This window comes from uncultured Pseudoteredinibacter sp. (assembly GCF_947502065.1).
GTDB lineage: Bacteria > Pseudomonadota > Gammaproteobacteria > Pseudomonadales > Cellvibrionaceae > Pseudoteredinibacter.
On sequence record NZ_CANMYE010000006.1, the window covers coordinates 128,399 to 149,856 of the forward strand.

Sequence of the window (21,458 nt, forward strand, 5' to 3'; positions counted from 1 at the left end):
CTTGAGTAAGCCAAAATACCTACTGAATATTTACATACATTAACGTATGTATGGATGATAGGCAAACCGAGTTTCAGTTTGATGACAAGATTTAGATCGCTTTCAACTGATATCTAGGGTTCGTCCAAAATGCCTAAAGTGGCCTTTTCAGCGATATCAAACAGCTCGTTGAAAACTTCCTTTTCGGGAAACATTAGGTACTCGATAGCAGCCCCGCGCAGCAGGGTTCGCTGCATATAGCGGATTTTTTGAATCTGAGCATGCTTTAAGTCAGAGTGCTTTAGGCAGTTGCGCCATTGCTCTGAAAGCTTGCTGTCTAATTCCTTAAACAGTGGCAGGATTCTTTCTGATAGTTCAGTGTCGCTGCGACAAGCGAGCCATATTTGGATAAGAACAATGGTTTCTTTTTGGTGGAATAATTGCTTTTGGAGTTGCCAAACGTCCTTCAGAAGTTTTCGTGGGTCTTCGTCTTGTAAGATAGGCAGGTATTGTGCGTAATACTGGTCATACACATGCTCGGCGGCTTGAGCGATAAGCTCTATACGTCGGTTACCAAAATGGTGTTGCAGCGCGCCACGGGTTACCCCTGATTCTTGAGCAATCAAAGACATAGTGGCACCTTGGTAGCCGTGTTGCTGTATGCAGCGCACCGTCGCTTCTAAAATATTGCTACGGGTTTGATTGCTACGTTCCTCGTTGCTACGCCGAATTAGACTCATGCTTGCCTTCTTTTCCCAAATCAAGCGGGAGATTCTAACCTTTGACCTTTATGTACACAATGCAGCAGGGAGCCGCTAAGGTTTAGGTTAGGCCTTCTGCTTTAGGAGATGGCTTTCTCAAATATTGACATGCAGTCATGTATGTATGTATCTTGTATGTATTCTAAGCGTAGTCTTGCGCTGGCAAACTGCACTGGGCTGTATTAGAGAGAATTTAAGAAATGAAACGCAGAGAGTTAATAAAGTCCGCTGCTTTAGTGGGCGGAATAACCGGGCTTCCTTTGGCGCATGCTACAAAGAATGCAACTGTTTTTGAGCACGGTGTAGCAAGTGGCGACCCCTTACAAGATCGCTTTATTATTTGGACGAGAGTTCACCCGAGCCAGGCGTTGCAGACAGTAAGCTGGCAGCTGGCGGAAGATCGCGAATTTCACAATATTGTGCAGCAAGGTGAGCTTGTGGCACAGGCTGAAAACGATTTTACTCTCAAGCTTGATGTTCAGAAATTGCTACCAGCGAAGGAATATTTTTATCGTTTTGTTTGTAATAAAGAGTTCTCGCCAATAGGGCGTTGCAAAACTCTAGCGGCCGAAAATTGTAAGCAGGCTAGATTGGCGGTGGTTTCCTGCTCTAATTTCCCGGCGGGTTACTTCAATGTTTATCGAGCAATCGCGAATAAGCCTGACTACGATGCTGTCGTGCACCTGGGGGATTATCTCTACGAGTATGGTCGCGGCGGTTATGCCACTCAGCATGCTGAAGCGTTAAACCGTGAGCCCGTACCGGCCAATGAGCTTAAATCCTTAAAAGATTACCGATTGCGCCACGCACAATACAAAAGCGATACGGATTTGCAGGCTATGCATGCGGCGCATCCTATGATCGCGGTATGGGATGATCATGAGTTTGCCAATAACGCCTGGCAAGATGGCAGCCCTAAAAGTAAAAGCCCGGATGCTTGGCGCAAACAACAAGCGGCGGCACGCCAAGCTTATTATGAATGGATGCCTATACGGGAAAATGCCAATGATGGCATAAACCGGCATTTTACTTTTGGTAATTTACTTAGCCTTTCAATGTTGGACACCCGTCTTAAAGGAAGAGAGCAGCAACCCAGTCGTAAGGCCTTTGCGCAGGGGCTAGAGCGTGATCGTGAAATGCTTGGGCAAGACCAATCAAACTGGCTTGAAAGGCAACTTTCAAAGAACAGCTGTCGGTGGACAGCAATTGGCCAGCAGGTAATGGTGTCGCCATTTCACATGCCTGATTTGCGCAAGGTAGCAGATCCCAATGGAGATTCTGAGTTTGCGCGGTCGCGCTCTCGCAAGCACTATCAAGCGGTAATTGAATCCAGTAAATACGGACAGCCTATGTTGCTAGATGCCTGGGACGGATATCCCAAAGCTCGGGATCGGTTTTTAGAAATTTTGGGCAAGCATAGTGTAAATGCTGTCATCCTAACGGGCGATATCCATACGGGAATATGTTCTCAAATTTCGATACCGAGTAAACCTCAGCAAAAAATCACAGAGTTAATTACCAGCTCGGTAACCTCCCCAGGCTTAGATGATTATCTGCCAAGCTTCCAGGGAAGTTCGGTATCTGATGCCTTTATCGAAAAAAATCCACATCTTAGCTATGTCAATGGCAAGGATAAGGGCTGGATAGATGTGGATTTTCAAGTCGATAAAATGTCGGCTCGCTGGATGACTGTAGATAATATCCACTCATACAGCTTTACGGTCAATGAAAAATATAAAAAAACGGTTACTGCTAAAGGTTAGTTTTAATGAAGTTGTCCATTTTATTGTCTCTCGTTATGGTGTTTTCCCCTTTGGTCTTAGCTGGGTCTAAGGATAGCCTGCCGAATTGGAATTCGGGTCTATCTAAAACTCGATTATCACAGTTTATAAGGGATGCAAGTGACCCTGAAGCAAAGAACTATATTGCTAAAGAGGATCGTATAGCTGTTTTTGATGTGGACGGCACCCTTTGGGTCGAAAAGCCAAACTATGCTCAGCTAGACTTTGTCTTGTCACTTAAGGCGAATGAGCTAGCAATGGCAAATCCAAAGTCCGAAAAAGATCTTTTGGCATTGTCGTCTGCTGTTTTTAAGGGCGTTAGCGAAAAGAAATATCAGCAATACGCGCGGGAGTTTTTGCTGAGAAAAAGTCGTCACTCTAGATACGATAAAAAACAGGCTCAGTTAGTCTATCGGCCTATGCTTGAGTTAATGGCGATGCTGCGTGAGCACGATTTTGAAATCTATCTTTGTACTGGCTCGGATGAAGGTCTGATCCGTTCTGTGTCGCAAGAATTATTCTCAGTCCCTCCGCAGAATGTAATCGCTCAAAATGTCAGTTATGTAATGTCAGATGGCGAGTTGGTTCGCTCTGGTGTTTACAGAACACCTATCAACTTAGCCGAAGGTAAGGTCAGCAATTTGCAGCATAGGCTCGGTAAAGCGCCTGTGCTTGCTGTGGGCAATTCGATGGGTGATTATCATATGTTGAAGTGGGTTTCTCGCTCGGGTGGCTTAGCAGCCTTGTTGGTGCATGATGATGAGCAAAGAGAATATGATTACGGTAAAAAGAATAAAAAGTTGGCGAAAGCTTTTTCGGATATAGATATCGTTAACATCAGTATGCGAGAAGAGTTTCTACAATTGTTCGATGACTAGAGTAGAGTGCGGATTATGCGTTACATGATTTATGGTTTATTGCTAACCGTTGTGTCTGCCGCTCTGCTTGTGGCTTATATATGGCAATCACTTGGTGGCGGCAATGAAGTATCGACTAGCGATTACCAATCTTGTGAGCTTATAAAAGGGCCGGTCGGAGCTGAAGATATCGAAGTGGGGCTTGGGGGCTACGCCTATATTTCTGCTGATGATCGTCGCGCTCACCTGGGGAATCCAGCTGCGGCGGGGAATGTTTATCGTTTTCAGAGCGCTGGTGAGAAACATGAACTTCAGCTTATGGAGCTTCCCGAGGCTTTAAATAGTTTTCACCCTCACGGTATAAGTTATTTTAAGGAAGCTGATAAAGAATACCTTTTTGTTATTAATCATCGTGTTCCTGCTGCAGCTGATGGGGGGCACGATATTTTCCTGTTTAGGATTGATGGTCTGCGCTTAATTACTGTGAAGCAACTTGTTGTTCCAGATGGTTATTCACCAAATGATATTGCCGCGATCTCTAGCGAAGAGTTCTATTTTAGCAGTGACCGAAAAGCTCTATCCGGAATCGCTATGTACGTCGAAGTACTGCTGGGTTTGGCTCGGTCCTCCATCGGTCATTATTATCAAGGTCAATGGAAGGTGGCTGTGGACGGCTTGGCTTTTGCGAATGGTATTGCTTATTCTCCACGCTACCAGCAGCTCTGGGTTTCTGAGTCGCGAGCTGGGCAATTAGGTAAATATTATCGCAGTGAAAAAGGTGGTCTGGAATTACTGCAAAAATTTTCTTTAGGTAATAGCCCCGATAATATCTCTGTGCTGGAAAATGGTGATCTTCTGGTGGCCGATCATGTTAATGGTGTGGCTCAGGCTCGCAATGCGAGTGACTCAACGATTGCATCACCAAGTCGTATTTGGAAAGTGAAAGCAAATGGCAAGCTTGATACACCGCTATTGCAATTAGATGGGCGAGCCTACTCGGCTGCCAGCGTGGCGGTAAGTATCAATAATCAGTTGCTTTTGGGGTCAATATACAACGACGGTTTATTGCTTTGTTCGGTTGAGCAGTAAGTATTTTTGCGCTGAAAATAAAAAAGCCCGGCGATAACCGGGCTTTTGGCTTACACCTTAAAGCTTAGGCTTTAATGGGCTTGTACTTCATTCGCTTAGGGCCGGCATCGGCGCCTTTACGAGCAACAAAGTCTTCATGGTATTCAGTGTAGTTACCTTCAAAGAATACAATATCACTTTCGCCTTCATAGGCTAGGATATGTGTTGCCACGCGATCCAAGAACCAGCGATCGTGCGAGATTACCAGTGCGCAACCTGGGAAGGTAAGTAGGGCTTCTTCCAGTGCTCGTAAGGTTTCAACATCCAAATCGTTTGACGGTTCATCGAGTAGCAATACATTGGCGCCTTGCTTTAAAGTATTTGCTAAGTGCAGGCGGCCACGTTCACCACCGGATAGTTCACCAACGCGTTTTTGCTGATCAGTACCCTTAAAGTTAAAGCGGCCGACATAGCTGCGTGAACTAACTTCGTAGTTGCCAATCTTCAAAATATCGTGGCCACCAGAAATGGCTTCCCAAACATTTTGGTTGTCGTCTAGGTTTTCACGTCCCTGTTCAACGTAGGCTACTTTGACCGTTTCGCCTAATTCTACAGAGCCTGAATCTGGTTGCTCGGTACCAGCGATCATACGGAATAAGGTGGATTTACCAGCACCGTTACCACCGATAATACCAACGATAGCGCCTTTAGGAATGGTTAGGCTTAGGTCGTCAATTAACTTACGATCACCAAAGCTTTTGCTTAGGTTTTTGATTTCAATAACCTTATCGCCCAGACGCTCTCCTGGTGGGATATAGATTTCATTGGTCTCATTACGAGATTGGAAATCTTGCGATTGCATTTCGTCAAAGCGAGCTAAACGCGCTTTGTTTTTAGCTTGACGGCCCTTCGGGTTCTGGCGTACCCACTCCAGCTCTGCCTTGATGGCTTTGTTGTGTGCGGCCTCAGCTTTTTGTTCTTGCTCAAGACGTTGTTCTTTGGTTTCTAGCCAAGTGGTGTAGTTACCTTCATAAGGAATACCGTGGCCACGGTCGAGTTCCAAAATCCAGCCGGCAGCATTATCTAGGAAGTAGCGATCGTGGGTGATGGCCACTACGGTGCCAGAAAACTCTTGTAGAAACTGCTCAAGCCAGAATACCGATTCAGCATCCAAGTGGTTAGTCGGCTCATCAAGTAGCAGCATATCGGGGCGCGATAGCAGCAGGCGGCATAATGCTACGCGACGCTTTTCACCACCAGAGAGCTTGCTTACTTCAGCATCCCATGGCGGAAGACGCAAAGCATCGGCAGCCTGCTCTAGTTTGTGGTCTAGATTGTGGGCATCCCAAGCTTGAATAATATCTTCGTATTCACCTTGCTGCTTGGCCAGTGCGTCGAAGTCAGCACCTTCTTCGGCATAGGCCGCGTATACCTGGTCTAAGCCCGCGATGGCATCAAGTGCTTCACGAACACCGTCTTCAACATTGCCACGCACATCTTTTGCTTCATCTAATTGCGGTTCCTGTGGAAGGTAGCCAACCTTAATGCCTGGCATTGGGCGGGCTTCACCGTTGTAATCGGTATCGACGCCAGCCATGATGCGTAGCAGGGTGGATTTACCTGAACCGTTCAAGCCAAGAACGCCAATTTTTGCGCCAGGGAAGAAACTCAAGGATATATCTTTTAGAATTTGACGTTTTGGTGGGACGATTTTGCCCACTCTGTTCATGCTGTAAACGTATTGCGCCATAGCGCGTCAGCCTCCAATCAGTGCATAGAAAATTGCCGCTATTGTACCTGAGCCAACAAAAAGTGGCCCGCTCATAGGCTATTTATTTTCACTTTGTGCTAATTTAGCTTTTATAACTTGCATTAATAAACTTACTAAGCCATGATTAGATCATAGTGATAACAATATAAACTTCGAAATAGCCAGAAATGGAGGCCACAAGCCATGAATTCACCAATAGACGCTGCCAATCTAGAGGTCGCTGCAAAGTGCACCATTATCGAAGACAAGCAGGGCAACCCGGCCCCAAATGCACCTGCTTGGACTAAGGAAATCGACAATCCTTATTTGCATGGTGTCTATGCGCCAATCTGTGAAGAGGTGCAGGCCGATACATTAGAAGTTGTAGAAGGTGAGATTCCTGCGGATCTTTACGGTGCCTATCTGCGTAACGGTCCAAATGCGGTTTATAAGCCTCGCTTTAACTACCATGCCTTCGACGGCGATGGCATGTTGCACATGATCAATTTTAAAGACGGCAAGGCCAGTTACCGTAACCGTTGGATTCAAACGGATGCCAAGATAAAAGAGGCGGAAGAAGGCACGGCTGTTTGGCCGGGCGTGATGGGGCCATTTGATTTCAGTTTGCCAGGTTTCCCCATTAAAGATACTTCCAATACCGACGTGATGTACTACAACGGCCATATTATGTCGCTATGGTACAACGCGGGTATTCCTTACAAGCTTGATATGGACACCTTAGATACCAAGGGTAGAGAAGATCTAAATGGTGGTCTTAAGCGAGCACTATCGGCGCACTCTAAAGTTGATTTGGAAAATGGTGAGTTGGTCTTCTTCGATTACTCTGATGACTACCCTTATTACACTTACGGCATCGCTGATAAAGATGGCAATATCAAACATGAAGCAGGCGTTGCCTTGCCTGGCCCACGCCTGCCTCACGATATTGGCGTAACTCCTAATTATGTGATTGTGCATGATTGTCCTTTCTTCCACGATGTGGACTTATTGGAAAAAACCAATAAGCGCGTAATGACTTTCCATCGTGATGTGCCAACTCGATTTGGTGTGCAGCCGCGTTACGGTAATGGCGATGAAGTGAAGTGGTTCGAATGCGAGCCTTGTTACATTTTGCATGTAACCAACTGCTGGGAAGAGGGCGATTGGGTGATTCAGGTAGGCTGTCGCTCAACTAACCCAATGCCAAAAGCGGACCCTACTGAGGGTGAGCTTTCTCATATGTTGGCTTATATGCGGCTCGAGGCTAACTTGTACGTCTGGAAGTTCAATATGAAGACGGGCGAGGTTATTGAACATGATGTTGATACGCTAAACTCCGAATTCAACCGTTCTAACCCTCTTTATATGGGCTATAAAACTCGCTACAGCTTTAACCAATATATTATGACCCGCAAGGACGACGGCGTAGGCACCTTAGCATTTGGTGCAATGCTGAAATATGACGTTGAAAATGGCGATTTAGAACGCTGGGATTATGGCGAGGGTGTATTCGGTAGTGAGGCACCTTTCTGTCCGGCCAAAGGTGCGACTCGCAATGACCCCGAAGATCAAGGGTACTTGGTGACCATCGCTACCGACACTAACGACTGGACGTCTTACTGTTTGATCTTTGATGCGCGAAATGTTGCTCAGGGGCCTGTCTGTAAGTTGAAGCTGCCACAGCGCGTACCAGGAGGCTTCCATGCTAACTGGGTGCGAGGAGAGGATCTTTACGGCGAGTAAATCTCTCTGCTCTGTAGTATTAAAAAACCCAGCATTTGCGGGGTTTTTTAATGGCTTCGTTTTGAGGCATAAAGACTTGCCTGCAATTAAGCCTAGTCTTTCTTAATAGCTTCAGCGGCCTGCGCGGCGGCAATGGCTTTTTCGTGTTCGTCTTTCTTAATATCTTGCAATACTTGCAAGTTAGCACGAAAGCGCTCGGTTAGGTCATCGATACCTTTTTCTGAAAGGTAGCCGGCATTGCCGGTAGACACATAAGAGCAGTAGTTGGCGCTTGCGGTCATTAAAGCGGCAGCAACCAAATTCGGGTTTTCAGTTTCTTGAGCGGCTGTGTTGCACATTTCGATAAACAGGCCGGTCAGGCGGTGATGTTCTTTTTGTAGGTCGTCCACGTCACAGTTCTTATTAAAACTGCTGAATGATGCGCTTTGTTGGCATGTAGGTCAATATGCTTGGCCCGCTTTGCTCAATTGTTTCCTTTGAGCCGCCGCCATTGCTGGCGAGTTAAAAGTTGAAGCTTTCATTCCTAGGGCTTTGAACCAGTTCTAAATTAGGCGGGTTTAATGAGAGTCCTCGAATGCTACTGCTACTCTGGACCGTGCTGGCGATTTTATCTCTTGTGATGTTTGCGCCACAATCTCCATTGCAATTCAAGGTCCAGACTTTCTTAATGTTATTCTGCTGGTCGAGCAGCAGTAATAGTTTTAGCTTGGCTTTTTGCCCATTTCTATTGATATCGAGGCTCTTGATTACACCGAGATAACTTGTCGTTTTGCTATGCCCTTGGATTTCGCTTGAGTCGGCTGAAAATTCACTGAGCTTACCGTCAAGTTGGTGCTTGGCTAGCAAACTTAAGGCTGCAAGTAATGTAAATACAAGCACTAGTCCTATATTGCTGCTTGAGTTATCAGAATCGATTCGACTGTAATCTAAGTGGCTGGTTTTCATCTATACACTCGGCTTATCGTTGATTCAGTAGTCGTCTAGAGGAAAACATAGCGCTGGTGCGTATATTAGAATCCAGTTCCAGTATCTGATGGTCTATGAGTTGGTAACTATGGTCGGCATATAGATCAAATATATCGAGGCTGCTTGTAATGATAATTGTCGATCCGGTAGCTCTTAATTGACGTATCAGTTGCAATAGTTGGGCATTTGAGCTGGCACAAAGATGTTCGCTAGGATCATCAAATATGATGAGTTTGGGCTTCCCAAATACTGCCCTTGCTAAAGCAATTTTTTGTTTTTGGAGTACGGAGATTTGTTGGCAGCCGTCGCCGATCTTGCTCTGGTAGTTTTGCGGTAAGCGAAGGATATCGGAATGAACGCCAGCCATTTTGGCAGCTTTTATGACTTCCGAAATGTCGGCATTCGTAAAGCGGCTAATGTTTTCAGAGATTGTGCCTGCGATTAACTCGGGTTGTTGGCTGATAAAGGCTATGTGTTCAGCGCGATTCCCATCGGTCCACTCGCGAATATCTAGGTCGGCGACTTTAATGACTCCTTGTAGGCATGTCTCTAGGCCTAATGTCGCGCGGCATAAGCTGGTTTTTCCGCTTTGTGCTTGTCCTTTAAAAAGGTGGATTTCGCCAGGGGTTAAGTAGAGGTCAGTGTTAAAAAATATGGGGGAGAATCGATCATCACCAATGGATACATTACGCAGCTCGATACTTAATTCATTGTTGATTGTTGTTTTTTGGGCGGCTGGTGTCGACGCTATATTTAATACCTTTTTAGGGTCGAAACATTCGGCTTGAAAGCGACTATGGAACTTAAACGCATCATTTAATGAAGAAATAATTTGGTAAAAAACGATCAAGCTTATCGCCAAGCTGGAATAGCTTATTTGTGAGCTAAAGGTGAGCTGTGCACCCAAGATGGCAAGTCCGCAAAGGCTGGCGTTACCGCAAAGCCTGAGCAAATTCGAGAACAAACTGTTGATGCCGTTGCAGGCGTTTAGCTGGTTTTGATTAGCATTGTATTGCCCAAGCCAAGAGTCTTTAAAGCTCTGCTGCATGCCCATAGCGATAGTGCTATCGCGGTGATCGAAGAATGATGCCAATGACTGCTTGGCTTCCACTTGCTTGACTTTGGCATTTATCGCCTCTTCGAATGTTAACAGCTCTTTGAGCTGATGAAACAGCCAAAGCAAGAAAGCGCAGAGGCATGCTAAGGACCCAATGCGAACATCAACAGCAAAAAGGGCGAGCAAATAAAAAGGTGTCCAAAAGCTGTCTAGTATGGCTGGAATTCCTGATCCGCATATTAGGGGTTTAAGTCTTCCTAGTTCTTCCAATTTTAATAAAGGCTTGGCTGTTTCTCCTGCAGACGGAGTTGCTATTTCGCCATCAGGGGTGAATATGTCATCTATGCGTTGTTTCTCTAATCTATTGGAGAAGCCCGAGAGCGCCATATGGCGTTGCCGATTGTAATAGCCAATAATTAGAAATGCAGATAGGCTTGTTAAAATAAGCGCAGTTATTGTGCTGTTGCCCTCTATCGGTTGGGCTATAACGTAGCTCGCTAGACCTAATAATAAGAGGTTCTTAATGGCGCTCATCTGAATGATTCTGGATGAGCGGAGAGCATCGTTTTCTATCAAGATTTGCTTGGTAAAACTGATCATATCTTAATGGCTATACTTATAAATGCTGTGTACTGCAGTGAATTTGGATGGTGAGCAGTCTCTTTGGCCGCGATTGTGTTGCTTAGTATTCGCAGTCGTAAGTCGACACCTGGTCTCATTGTTTAACTCATCAAGCAGAATATTTAGCGCTTTGATCCATTGGTACTGGGCTTGACTAAGGCCAGTAAATGGTTGTAATTCATAAAGCCTCTGCAAGCTGTCTTCTAGCTCTTGCATAACAGGGTATTGCGAGGATGCGAGGAAATCTTCGATTACACGATCACTGATATGCTCTCCGGCTGAATCAATTACGGACTGCCATATGGCATCCATTTGCTGATAAATATGCTCTGCTTGCTCGCGTTCTTCTTGATTGAGAGTCTTGCATGGGCCTAGCATGGCATCGGCCTCATTATTCAATTGTGCAAGTGATAGCCTCGGGTCGACGCGATGGTCATGTTTGTCTGTTTGGTGTATCTCTGTTTTAAAAGCCATTTTGGTGCAGCTACCATCTTATCTATCAGCTAGATAATTATTGATGGCTGACGTGCTGCTTTAAATGAATACAATGTGATGATTTGTAGCTTTTTTCCCATTTCGAAGGCCCGCTAGATACAATGCGATACATTTGCGGTAGCTTTGTAGCTAGCTGCCTAACTTTGCGGGGAGCAAGCTAGGCAGCTGGGCTGAGTCAGTAGGATTTTTAACTGAAACTGCTGAGCCAAGCGGTTGTTGCCGCTATTTCTTAAAGGGGCGACCATTTAGGCGGTAAGGAATAGTATTTCTGAGGTAGTAGGCGGCCAGAATATTTGAAGGCTTTAGATCAAGAGGATGAGCCTCATCAGAGGATGAGTTATTAGAGCGATTCAACTCAATATCGCCATTTCCCATTTTTAGAGTGAGTCGCTTACTGAAAATTCGGGATAAGTCCAAGATATTACGCTTGCTGCTGCGGCCCATTTGAACCACTTCGCCGTTTAACAAATTTAGTTTGGGTAGTGTTGAAAAGTTTCTAATGGTGTCTTCTTCTGAAGCGCTAACCTCTTGACCTACAGCGCTCAGCTCTAGAGACATTTCGTGGCCATTTTCGGTCTTAACATGCGCAGAATAAGCTGTCTCAGAGCGGTTGAAGTCGATATCACCCATGGTTTTGGGTAGGCCTAGGCGTCGAATTCCTGCAATTCGAGATTCCTGGCTGGTCACCGGCATAAAGATACAATGCCAAAACTCATTGCCTTCGTATTTGCCTAAGATAAAGATTGATGCTTCTTTGTAGGGTTTGGTATTGGCGTCCATTTTGTAAAAATCGGATATGAATGCAAATACCATTGGGGTTTCCGGCATGGTAAAGCTGTCGGGAAGAAGTTCGCGGTAGCTATCTATCTCATCGGTTTCATAATAAATAAAAATTCCGTCGTTCTCATAGTAGGTGAATCGCTCTTCCTGAGATACAGCCTGTTGTGAGCTGAAAAGTGTTACTATTAGAAAGATGATTGAAGAAATTGCCTTGTACATATCTCTTTTCTCTTGTTTAAAGTGGTTGATAGTCTGCGGTGGTTTTACTTACAACTTATTTCTAGGCCCTGCTCATCTTTGCAGATGTGTTCCCTAATGATTTTTCCATCTTGTAGGGTTGCGCTACCTTCATAGCTTTTTCTGCTGGCGCCTTCTCTGGATACGTTTTTTCTGTAGCTTAATCCTTCGCTCTCGCTGTAACTGCTTTGTCGAGTCTTATTCACTGTGCCGCCATTTTTGTTGTTGCGCTGCTTATTTATCTGCCTCCAGTATTCACCTTCAGCAGTCCTTCCGCCATGTTTTGTTCGCAATCCTTCTGTGCCGTCAGCTTTCTCATAGGCTCGTGCATGAGTTTTCAGCACTCCGCCTTTATCATTCCCTCTGTTCGCCTTGCGGGTATAAACGGCCCCTTGCTCAGCAATCGAAGCCTTAGACTTTGAGATTTTACTTAGGCTAGACTCGCTAGCTCGCACCCTTGTCGATACCTTTTTCTTATAAATTGAGCCTTCTGCGTCGGCAGAAGGTGGACTTGAGTCTGCATGGGTGCCCGCTGAAGATAGGAGCTGGATGTTACATGCTGCCAGTAGTATGGCCAATTTTTTCATGTGGATATGTTGGAACATGGGGGGCTCTTGCCTTTAGATTAAGATGTGGTGTATGTTGAATTAAGCATGAAAAAGTTTCAGTCAAATATCCGTTATGGTAGTGTAAATTTTTTGTAAATAAGCTTTGGCTAATGGTTGATTATGGTGGGGAAAAACCACGTTTTAGTGATAGAGGATGATCTCGATGCATGTGAGTTGCTGGCTGAATATCTAAGTTTCGAAGGCTTTAAGGTGGACACTGCCAACTCGGGCATGGAGGGGCTTGGTTTCCTAGAAAAAAATCAGCCGGATATTATTCTACTGGATATTATGATGCCTCAAATGAATGGCCTTGATGTATTAAAACGTATACGGCTTGACTCCGATGTACCTGTGCTTATGTTGACCGCAAAGCATGAAGATATGACAAAAGTTATGGGCTTTGAGTTGGGTGCCGATGACTATCTGACAAAGCCATACAACCCCGTTGAATTGAGTGCACGTATTAAGGCTATTTTGCGCCGTACAAGCAAGGCTGTTACAGAAAGCAACGCTCGCTTAGCTAATCTTGAACTGATACAAGCGCGTAGGGAGGTTAAAGTCGATGGCGAAACTGTGAGTTTAACAGCAACAGAATATGATCTGCTGGAATACTTGCTGTTTAGGCCCGCACAGGTGGTCAGTAAGGAAGAACTTTTTCAGAATGTCATTGGAAGAAAATATGAGAGCTATGATCGAACTTTGGATATGCATGTTAGCAATCTGAGGAAGAAGATCGACGCAGCTAATGTGAAGTTGGCTACCTGTCGGGGTGTCGGGTATGAGTTGATTGAGTTGGAAAATGACTAGGATCTTCTGGAAGATTTTTTTTTGGCTGATTGTGGTCAATTATGGGGTTGCCACTATATTTTTCCTAATAAGTGGTGAGCGATTAGCGCTATCTCAAAAACAGTTCTCGTCTGAAAAGCTCAGAAAGGTTCAGTTGCAAAGAGTACAGTTTATTACTTATTTGCTGGCAGAATCTGAAGAAGGCGTTGCTCGTAAGTTTATTCATGAAAATCGAGAGATGCGGCCTAGAATCTGGGTTCTAGATGCATTCGGCCAGGACATTCTAGATCGTAATATTCCAAGTTTAATAAGCAACTCAGAGCGCATACATCGACAGCTGGTTCGTGGCCAAAAAGGCGAGAGCTTTGAGGTTCTTACTTTTATTCCTGAAGAAATCAAAGAGCCCTCTCTACTGCAGGGGAAGCACAAGAAAAAAGTTAGAGTATTGGTTTACTTTCTAGGTGGGCTTATCGCCAGTTTTTGGCTGGCCTGGTATTTATCAAGGCCTATCAGAATGCTCTCAGAGGGAGCTAGGAGCTTAGCAGAAGGCAAATTTGAGAAAATCTTACCAAGATTAGGTGGGCGAAAAGATGAGCTAGTAAGCTTGGCTGCTGATTTCGACAAAATGGCCCTTGAACTTCAGGAAAAACAACAGTCGCTAAAAGTCTTGCTTGGCGATGTGTCTCATGAGTTAAGATCACCCTTGACCCGGGTTAGATTGAGTCTTGGCCTGCTGGAGCAAAAGCAAGAAAACATTACTGCCAAGGACTTCGATCGGGTAAAGGCAGAGCTGGATCGCCTGGATGATTTGATCGATCAAATACTGACGGTGAGTCAGCTGGAAAATAATCCTGATTACCCTCTAAATGACTGCGTCGAGTTAAAAGGTTTTTTGCAAAGTACCATTGAGAGGGTTGATGTGGAAATTGGCCGAGGCTCCTGTAGGGTCTCTCTTCATCAAAGTAATGTGCCGGACGAGCTGTTAATGAGCGCGAATAGGGAGATGCTATTAAGGGCCTTTGAAAATATCATTAGAAATGCGCTGAAGTACACGCCCCCCAATGGCCGTATAGATGTGGAGCTGTTTGATCGGCCAGAGGAAATTTGTATCCATGTTACCGATGAGGGGCCGGGGGTACCCGAATCAGAACTGGATAAGATATTTTCACCGTTTTATCGTTTAGATCCATCCAGAAGTAGTCAGGGGTATGGCTTAGGTTTGGCAATATGCAAACGGGCCATCGAGCACAATAATGGCAGTATTGTGGCTAAGAATGCGACCCGTGGGCTGCGAATAGAGATCAGCTTTCCGAGGCGACTCTTCTTGAGCGCCTGAAGAATCTTCTGGCCTGCCTAGGCGGTATGGTGATGGTTGCAAATCTATATTCATAAGTAGGCTATTTAAGGCATTTGTAGTGTTAATCCCCCCCACTTTGTCGACATTGATACAAAGCGATACATTTTAGCAAAAAAGTACGCAAACACTGATTCTATCTGCTGCTAAAATACCACTTATTGTATTTGCCTTGAGAGGCGTCAATTGGCTTCTGTAAAAGGTTGGTAAGTGAAGCGGCTGTTCTTCTATTTATTTGGTTCTATTGTGGTGTTGTTCCTGTTAGTAGGGGGGATGTCCTATGCCATTTTGGAAGCGCAGAATGAAAAACGCTATCTAGAGCACATAGACAGTCATATGCTTCCTGTTGCTAACCTAGTGTCAGTAGGTCTTCAGCGTCAACCAGCAGCTAAGCAAAATGAGTGGTTGAACTTGGTTCGTGAGCTACTTGGAATAAGCTTGGAACCCCAGGAGCAGCCTTGTGCTACAAGGCTAGATATTTCTACAAAGACGGTTGGCGGGCAAAGCTATGAGACCTGCTTTCAAGTAGAGGGCAATAAATCCATAGTATTTCGCTTAGAGGCACTCAGTGAAGAGTTGTTCAGTACCATGGCCTTTCTGATTCTAAATGAGCTAGGTACGGTGCAAGCCAAAGAGCGGCAGGCTTTATTTGATCAAATAAAACGTAGTGCTCCATTCCCTGTATACCGATCCAAAAAAGTGCAGCAGAAATTGTCGGATAAACAGCGCTCTTTATTGCAGCAAGGCCGAATCATAGTGCAGTGGAAAAAGCAGTTTGATAAGGCTGAGCATTTGTTGGTTGTGGCGCCATGGGGAGGGACAAGCGATAGTCTGGTTCTCGGTCCGATACCGCTTTTTGAGCCTTACCCTAAAAATCAAATTTATTTAATTATTTTTGTTGTACTTTTACTTTTGGCCAGCATTGTCCTAATGATTCTTAAGTACTTAACAAGGGAAATTCAAAAGGTTCAGTTGGACATTGATACTATTAGCCGAGAGCAACTTGGGCTTGCATCTATTCCCTATCACAGTGAATCGATTTCTTCTATTGGTGAAACAATCGTACAGCTCGTTGAAAGAATCAAATATTTGTTACAAGAAAAGAACTATGCTATCAGAGCGATATCGCATGATCTTAGAACGCCCATTTCACGTATGCTATTTAGAGTGGAGTCGATAGAAGACGATGTGGGGAAGGCCGCCTTGCCACTGAAGCGTGACCTGCTTCATATGGAGTCGCTAATCAAACAATTGCTATCCTATGAGCAGCTAAGTGTTAATCAAAAGTTATCATTGCGAAAGGTTGATGTAGAGCTTTTAGCCAAAGAGGCCCTTGCTGGTTTTTGTGAGGTTAATAGTCATTTGACTTATGTGCGTCGCGTGAGCTTGGGCGATAATAAACAAGCTTGTTTAATGGATAGAGAGCTCATCTATCAGGGTTTACAAAATTTATTGCAGAATGCGAGTCGCTTCGCTGGCACAGAGGTTGTTTTAAGTGTCTCAGCGCGAGATGGGGGGCTCGAGTTTGCAGTATTGGATGATGGCCCCGGCCTGCCATCAGATGGAAATGATAAATTGTTTGATCCCTTTTATAAGGCGGATAAAAGCCGTGGTGGAACAAGCCTTGGGTTTGGGTTTGGTTTGTCTATCGTTAAGAAAATAGCATTACTGCACGGCGGCAAAGTTAAAGCAAGTAATAGGTCTAACAAAGGGGCTGCATTTTATATGCACATTCCCATTAAAAATGAAGATGTCGAGGAGGGTGAGAATGTTTAGCCTGAATCGATTGGTATTGCTTGTCTTGTCGTTGTTATACTGCATCCTTGTCAGTTCGGTAGTCGCTGCCGGTGATTCTAGTAGTGATACAGCAACAAAGAAGCTAGAGTCAACGAAGCTTGAAAAGCAAGCGAAAGATAAAGCCGGCAAAGTTGGTAAGTTGTTGGGTGCTAATAAAAGCCAAAAGGATAAAGAACTCAGCAAGAAAGTTTTGAAGCCTGTGCTTGTGGATGACTCTCAGGCCGAGGCTGCTAGTAAGCAACAATGGCAGGATTGGTTGAAAGACTCACAACGCGAGTTTGGTGTGGGCATTAGTGGTAGCATAGAAGAAAAAATTAATATTCTAGATAAAAGTAATTTATTAGATGATCCAAGTGGTGTACTTGCAGAGGAGGAGCTAGATGAAGGTATATAAACCGACGAAGCTTCTCAGTGTTGTAACTGTCTTAAGCCTATCTGCCTTATGGAGCACTGGCTCGCAAGCAGAGCTGCAAGCTGACGAAGGCCTTTTGCGAGAGGCTCTCGCTAGCAATTCAGAAAATCACTTGGCACGCGCAAAACTGGTTCAGCTTCTGGTAAAAAAAGAACAGTGCGCTGAGGCGAACTCTAATGCACAACAGATTATCGTTGCTGATTCTGTCCCAGAATTGGTTAAAGATAATCTTAATTTACTGATTCAGCACTGCCATACAAAGCGGGAAAATCAGTTAGCATCAAGCTTTGCTTTACTTGTTAAACCTAGGGTGGGCTACGATAGCCGGCCAACTTCTTTTAGCCAAGATTTAGGTTTTGCTGGCTCTTTACTTGAGGGTATCCCGGTTTTTGGTATTGTCGATAGGCCAGTTCTTGATTTTTACGATCCCGCTGCTTTAGGGGCTGATGTTCGCGATGAGTATGAAAATGTGAGCTGTGTGCAGAGCGCTTGTGATGCGGGGCAGGGTGATGAGTATACCGCTATATCGGCTGAGCTTGCTTATGCAAAGCAGTTTGAAATCTTTGACAGTAAGCCTAGTCAGTTAATCGTGAGAAATCGATTCTACAATCGTTCTTATGCAAATAATGATCATTATGATGTCAATAGTATTAAGGCTGGCTTAGAATTTAAAACAGAACTCAATAACAATCTGGCTGCCGTAGCAGGCATTACTTGGTGGCAGCAAAAATCGGCTGCTGATCTAGAGTTTAGCAGCGTTGGTAATTATATGGGGCTAAACTGGAATGTAGATCATTATGAAGCGTCTTTGATACTTGAGTCACTCAGAAGAAACTATAGCCAGCACGAAGAGATTGATCGAACGGAAACTCGCTCGGCCACATTGTTGTTCTCCACGCCGTTGTTCGACGAATTTGTGAGGCTGTCGGCCCATTATAAATTCTCTGAAAATGATGTTTGGGGTTTCTGTCAAGTCTGTCGTCTTAACTTTTCAGCGCCGGCCGTGAGTCAGGCTCGTTTTCTAGATTATCACAGCAGTAGTTATGGCTTTGATATAGAAAAGCCCTTAAACAATGATTATGTTATTAAGGCCGGTTGGCGGTATATAGACTATAAGGGGCTAAGCAGCGGTGTTGATAACTACAGCCGAGTAAAATTAGAGTTGTCCAAAAAAATTAACTCAAGCTTAGAGTTAAACATAAATATGCGCTCAGAGCGCCACAACTCCTCATCTCATGAATTGGATGATCGAAATGTTGTCTCTTTGGGCCTAGGTTGGGTTTGGGATGGATAAGCATAGGATATTAATCGTTGAAGACGACCTGGAATTGGCTGAGCTTACCTCGGACTTTCTAAGTAAGTATGAATTTCAGTGCTTTATCGAGCCCAATGCTGAATTGGCCTGCAAGCGTATCGTTCAAGAAGATTATGATTTAGTTTTTTTGGATTTGATGCTGCCCGAAATGGATGGCTTTGAAGTCTGCCGACATGTTCGAAGCCAATATTCTGGAAAGATTATAATGCTGACGGCCCGAACCGATGTTATTGATCAGGTGGTGGGTTTAGAGATTGGTGCCGATGATTATATTCCTAAGCCAATTGAACCTAGGTTATTGTTGGCAAAAGCGAGAGCTTATCTGAGAGCGCCTGAGTTAACTGAAAAAGAATCAGCGCCCGAGATGCTCTCTAAACTTAGCTATAACGGTTTGGCTCTTGATAGAGCACGACGTAAGCTGGAGATAAACGGTCATGGCATACACCTTGGCGATCTAGAATTTCGCGTGTTGGAGTTATTTTTTACCAATCCGGGAAAGGTCATTAGTCGGGATATGATTTTCAAACATATTCGCGGAATAGAATATGACGGAGTGAATCGACAGGTTGATTTGCTGATATCGAGGCTTAGATCAAAGGTAGAGCTAGACCCTAAGAATCCAGAATTAATCAAAACCGTTCGTAACCAGGGCTATGTCTTAGCCTGTCTCGCCGATAGCTAGCTGTATATTCAAAAGTTCTCTCCATTTGTAAATGCATGCTTTTGCCCTATAGTGTGCAAGCGATTGATGGATATAGTCGCGCTATTCTGTAGTTACTGTTTCTGCTCATTGCTCTGTGTTGATGGGCTTATTCATTGAAGCTTAGTCTTAAAGAAAGGATATCTTTTGTACAAGTATTTTTTGTGTTTCATAGTCATTCTCCTACAGGCATGCGCCAAACTACCCAGTAAGCCAGCTGTATTAGATCAAGATCCTGTATATACCCTAGAAATTATCGCTCCTTTGGGATACAAGCATGCAGATGTCGACATGCCGTATATTCCGCACCTTCTGGAGCATTTATTGGTATCTAATCTTGTGCGTAATGTTGGATCGCTTCGGGAGGGGAATGTGTCGGTGTCTGCCACAACCGGGAGGTATCGGACGCGATACGAGTTTCGGTTCTGGGAAGGCAGTCCCGCTATGGTGGAGCAAGTGCTAGAGAATTTCTTTGGGCCTGAGAGTTTTGCTCTGGCTGACATCGAGCGAGAGTATAAAAGTATTCATATTGAGGGTGGTAGCAAAAAGCACAATGTTAAAACCGTGGAGCAGTATCGTGATAAAAATATAGATATATGCGCATCGCTTGGGCTTTCTTGTGGGCCAGACCTCATGACGCAGTTTGAATTGGCGGCCTCGATTGATTATGAGCTTGCCCAACAAGCCCTGTTGAGCAGCTGGAAGCAGTACTATGGGCGCGATAAGGTATCTGTCATGGTTACGGGCCCAGCTGCATCGAAGCTAGCAAAATTAAATCAAAACTTAGATAAAACGTTAACCACAGATCCAGCTAAGTTGGCAAAAACGGCAGTTGCTAAGAGTGCGAATCAAGATCTTGTTGTTTTAGCCAAGGCAGGAAAGGAAGCGCTCTTCCGAAGTGGCCTGTCGATCGAGTTTGATATGGAGGCAGTTGAGGATGAAAAGGTTTTCGATTCTATTCTTGAGCGTGTAAATCGGGGCCTGGATGACTATATTAGCAAGCCATCTATCAGGGATAGATGGCTTGCTAAAGTCGCTGTCCAAAATTGTTTGTATAGCGCTTATGGTAGCTGCAGTGGGATGACTCGGATGTTTGGGGATGCCAAAGACCCGGATGAAATGGCGGGGTTTCTAAATAAATTACTGAGTCTATTCCAAGAGAGCGGCTTGGAGTTGGACGGAGATTCCTCAGCTTATTCTTTGGTTGTTTGGCTTGATGATGAAGCTGGCCTTGATCAACTCCAGAACAAGCTTGTCACGTATTTGGGACGAGAGTTGAAAGATGAGGGAGCTATTCGCTATTTTGACCGGGGCAGAATTTCCAGTTTTTCATCTGTAGCCGTAGAGGCTTTGCCCAAAGCGGATGCTCCTATAGTAGTTTCCTCTCCGAGTGAGGAGTCATCGAAAAAGCAAATCACAGTTCTTGAGCTGAAGTCAGTTGGCTTTTCATCAATGCTATCTAAATATACCGGATTCTTGGCGCACTATTTCAAATCAAGGTGCCATAAGCTAAATCTCCAATCTGTCGTAAATGAAAAAAGTAGTATATTTCTAGAGTTCAATACTGCTTTAGGCATGGCCGAAACCGAATTGTGTTTAGAGGGAAAAGTGGGGCCTGAGTTAAAACGAGATGATGTCAATTTACAGTTGAGATTTTATAATTTTAACAATATGAGTAATAAGCTCGGCAAAAACAACCTGGGCAGTGTTTGGGCAGAGGCTTCTACGGGAATCGGAGACAGCTATATTCTCTCTGACTCAGAAAAAAATGAGGTGTATGAGATTTTGGGTACTCTGAAGCTTACGGCGTCCGCAGCTATAGCACACAAAGATTCGGCAGTAGAAGAGGCCTCGTTGATTGAACGCTTTCAGAGGGCTAGCTGCGAAATAGATTTTCCTGCAGCTTTCGATAAGGACAAATTGATTGTCTCTCCCGCCCTATATGATCTGCCCGGCCAAGAACCCGTTTACCAAGTTGGTATAGCCTATCTGCTAGATGATGTGGATATTGAAGGAAAAGAATTCCCCTATGCTAGGTTTTATACATCCGCAGCCTATGCCCAAGACTTCGCATCTTATGGAGCCAATGTTGAGTTTTTACAGTATGGCGATAATGTGGTTGCCCTGTTTTCGCTGCAAACCATGGATGTAAAACGGGTCGTTAAAACCCTTAATGAGTTGCGGGATCTATCTGATAGCGTCTTGGCTGAGGCATATGATGGCAAGACCTTTGATAGTGTGAATCTAACGGACTTACCCATTGAATTATTCGGTAAAAAGAACAGGGCCAAAGATGTCTTTCTACCCTCGCAGTATCGAAAAGCTTATGGAACGAGGGCGGTTAACAATTGCCAGTAGGCTAGGGAAGGAGCCTCCCCTAGCCTTGCTTGG

The 21,458-nt window shown here is 44.7% G+C and carries 19 protein-coding genes; 11 read left to right on the forward strand and 8 right to left on the reverse strand.

Annotated features, from left to right (window positions below; all coding sequences use genetic code 11):
- Nucleotides 1-113: 113 nt before the first annotated feature.
- Nucleotides 114-719: a TetR/AcrR family transcriptional regulator gene (locus Q1A41_RS15730; RefSeq protein ID WP_299775088.1), complete on the reverse strand. Its 606-nt coding sequence runs from the start codon at nucleotides 717-719 to the stop codon at nucleotides 114-116.
- 221 nt (nucleotides 720-940) lie between these two features.
- Between Q1A41_RS15730 and Q1A41_RS15735 the strand changes: the two genes are divergently transcribed.
- Genes Q1A41_RS15735 through Q1A41_RS15745 form a run of 3 tightly spaced genes read left to right on the forward strand, consistent with a single transcriptional unit; the run spans nucleotide 941 to nucleotide 4,467 of the window.
- On the forward strand, nucleotides 941-2,503 hold the full coding sequence (locus Q1A41_RS15735) for an alkaline phosphatase D family protein (protein WP_299980906.1): 1,563 nt from the start codon (nucleotides 941-943) through the stop codon (nucleotides 2,501-2,503).
- 5 nt (nucleotides 2,504-2,508) lie between these two features.
- The gene (locus Q1A41_RS15740) at nucleotides 2,509-3,399 is read left to right on the forward strand and encodes an HAD family hydrolase (protein WP_299980908.1); all 891 of its coding nucleotides are present in this window, start codon (nucleotides 2,509-2,511) and stop codon (nucleotides 3,397-3,399) included.
- A gap of 15 nt (nucleotides 3,400-3,414) precedes the next feature.
- Nucleotides 3,415-4,467: a hypothetical protein gene (locus tag Q1A41_RS15745; protein WP_299980910.1), complete on the forward strand. Its 1,053-nt coding sequence runs from the start codon at nucleotides 3,415-3,417 to the stop codon at nucleotides 4,465-4,467.
- A 64-nt stretch (nucleotides 4,468-4,531) separates the two neighbouring features.
- Here Q1A41_RS15745 and ettA read toward each other — a convergent pair whose 3' ends face one another.
- A complete protein-coding gene (gene ettA / locus Q1A41_RS15750; RefSeq protein ID WP_299980912.1) occupies nucleotides 4,532-6,196 on the reverse strand; it encodes an energy-dependent translational throttle protein EttA in 1,665 nt (554 codons plus the stop codon).
- A 204-nt stretch (nucleotides 6,197-6,400) separates the two neighbouring features.
- On the opposite strand from ettA, the gene Q1A41_RS15755 reads away from it, so the two are divergent.
- Entirely contained in the window at nucleotides 6,401-7,939 is a 1,539-nt protein-coding gene (locus Q1A41_RS15755) for a carotenoid oxygenase family protein (protein ID WP_299980914.1), read from the forward strand.
- A 92-nt stretch (nucleotides 7,940-8,031) separates the two neighbouring features.
- Here Q1A41_RS15755 and Q1A41_RS15760 read toward each other — a convergent pair whose 3' ends face one another.
- The 6 genes from Q1A41_RS15760 to Q1A41_RS15785 form a co-directional block, all read right to left on the reverse strand.
- Nucleotides 8,032-8,328 carry a hypothetical protein gene (locus Q1A41_RS15760; RefSeq protein ID WP_299980916.1) on the reverse strand — a complete coding sequence of 99 codons (297 nt, stop codon included), beginning with the start codon at nucleotides 8,326-8,328 and terminating at the stop codon, nucleotides 8,032-8,034.
- A gap of 112 nt (nucleotides 8,329-8,440) precedes the next feature.
- Nucleotides 8,441-8,884: a hypothetical protein gene (locus Q1A41_RS15765; protein WP_299980918.1), complete on the reverse strand. Its 444-nt coding sequence runs from the start codon at nucleotides 8,882-8,884 to the stop codon at nucleotides 8,441-8,443.
- A gap of 13 nt (nucleotides 8,885-8,897) precedes the next feature.
- Nucleotides 8,898-10,562: an ATP-binding cassette domain-containing protein gene (locus tag Q1A41_RS15770; RefSeq protein ID WP_299980920.1), complete on the reverse strand. Its 1,665-nt coding sequence runs from the start codon at nucleotides 10,560-10,562 to the stop codon at nucleotides 8,898-8,900.
- A 3-nt stretch (nucleotides 10,563-10,565) separates the two neighbouring features.
- A complete protein-coding gene (locus tag Q1A41_RS15775; protein ID WP_299980922.1) occupies nucleotides 10,566-11,057 on the reverse strand; it encodes a hypothetical protein in 492 nt (163 codons plus the stop codon).
- Nucleotides 11,058-11,300: 243 nt separating this feature from the next.
- A complete protein-coding gene (locus Q1A41_RS15780; protein WP_299980924.1) occupies nucleotides 11,301-12,077 on the reverse strand; it encodes an acetoacetate decarboxylase family protein in 777 nt (258 codons plus the stop codon).
- 44 nt (nucleotides 12,078-12,121) lie between these two features.
- Nucleotides 12,122-12,700 (reverse strand): hypothetical protein, encoded by a 579-nt coding sequence (locus Q1A41_RS15785; protein ID WP_299980926.1) that lies wholly within the window; start codon nucleotides 12,698-12,700, stop codon nucleotides 12,122-12,124.
- Nucleotides 12,701-12,823: 123 nt separating this feature from the next.
- On the opposite strand from Q1A41_RS15785, the gene Q1A41_RS15790 reads away from it, so the two are divergent.
- The 7 genes from Q1A41_RS15790 to Q1A41_RS15820 all read left to right on the forward strand — a co-directional run bounded on the left by Q1A41_RS15790 (nucleotide 12,824) and on the right by Q1A41_RS15820 (nucleotide 21,425).
- A complete protein-coding gene (locus Q1A41_RS15790; protein WP_299980928.1) occupies nucleotides 12,824-13,510 on the forward strand; it encodes a response regulator transcription factor in 687 nt (228 codons plus the stop codon).
- The gene (locus tag Q1A41_RS15795) at nucleotides 13,503-14,825 is read left to right on the forward strand and encodes an ATP-binding protein (protein WP_299980930.1); all 1,323 of its coding nucleotides are present in this window, start codon (nucleotides 13,503-13,505) and stop codon (nucleotides 14,823-14,825) included. Before Q1A41_RS15790 ends, Q1A41_RS15795 begins: the two co-directional genes overlap by 8 nt.
- Before the next feature lie 228 nt (nucleotides 14,826-15,053).
- Entirely contained in the window at nucleotides 15,054-16,619 is a 1,566-nt protein-coding gene (locus Q1A41_RS15800; RefSeq protein ID WP_299980932.1) for a HAMP domain-containing sensor histidine kinase, read from the forward strand.
- On the forward strand, nucleotides 16,612-17,034 hold the full coding sequence (locus Q1A41_RS15805) for a hypothetical protein (protein WP_299980934.1): 423 nt from the start codon (nucleotides 16,612-16,614) through the stop codon (nucleotides 17,032-17,034). Before Q1A41_RS15800 ends, Q1A41_RS15805 begins: the two co-directional genes overlap by 8 nt.
- A complete protein-coding gene (locus Q1A41_RS15810; RefSeq protein WP_299980936.1) occupies nucleotides 17,021-18,346 on the forward strand; it encodes a hypothetical protein in 1,326 nt (441 codons plus the stop codon). The genes Q1A41_RS15805 and Q1A41_RS15810 overlap by 14 nt, the downstream gene beginning before the upstream one ends.
- Complete coding sequence (locus Q1A41_RS15815; protein WP_299980938.1) at nucleotides 18,339-19,049, forward strand: response regulator transcription factor; 711 nt, start codon at nucleotides 18,339-18,341, stop codon at nucleotides 19,047-19,049. Before Q1A41_RS15810 ends, Q1A41_RS15815 begins: the two co-directional genes overlap by 8 nt.
- Nucleotides 19,050-19,511: 462 nt before the next feature.
- The gene (locus Q1A41_RS15820; RefSeq protein ID WP_299980940.1) at nucleotides 19,512-21,425 is read left to right on the forward strand and encodes a hypothetical protein; all 1,914 of its coding nucleotides are present in this window, start codon (nucleotides 19,512-19,514) and stop codon (nucleotides 21,423-21,425) included.
- Nucleotides 21,426-21,458: the final 33 nt, after the last annotated feature.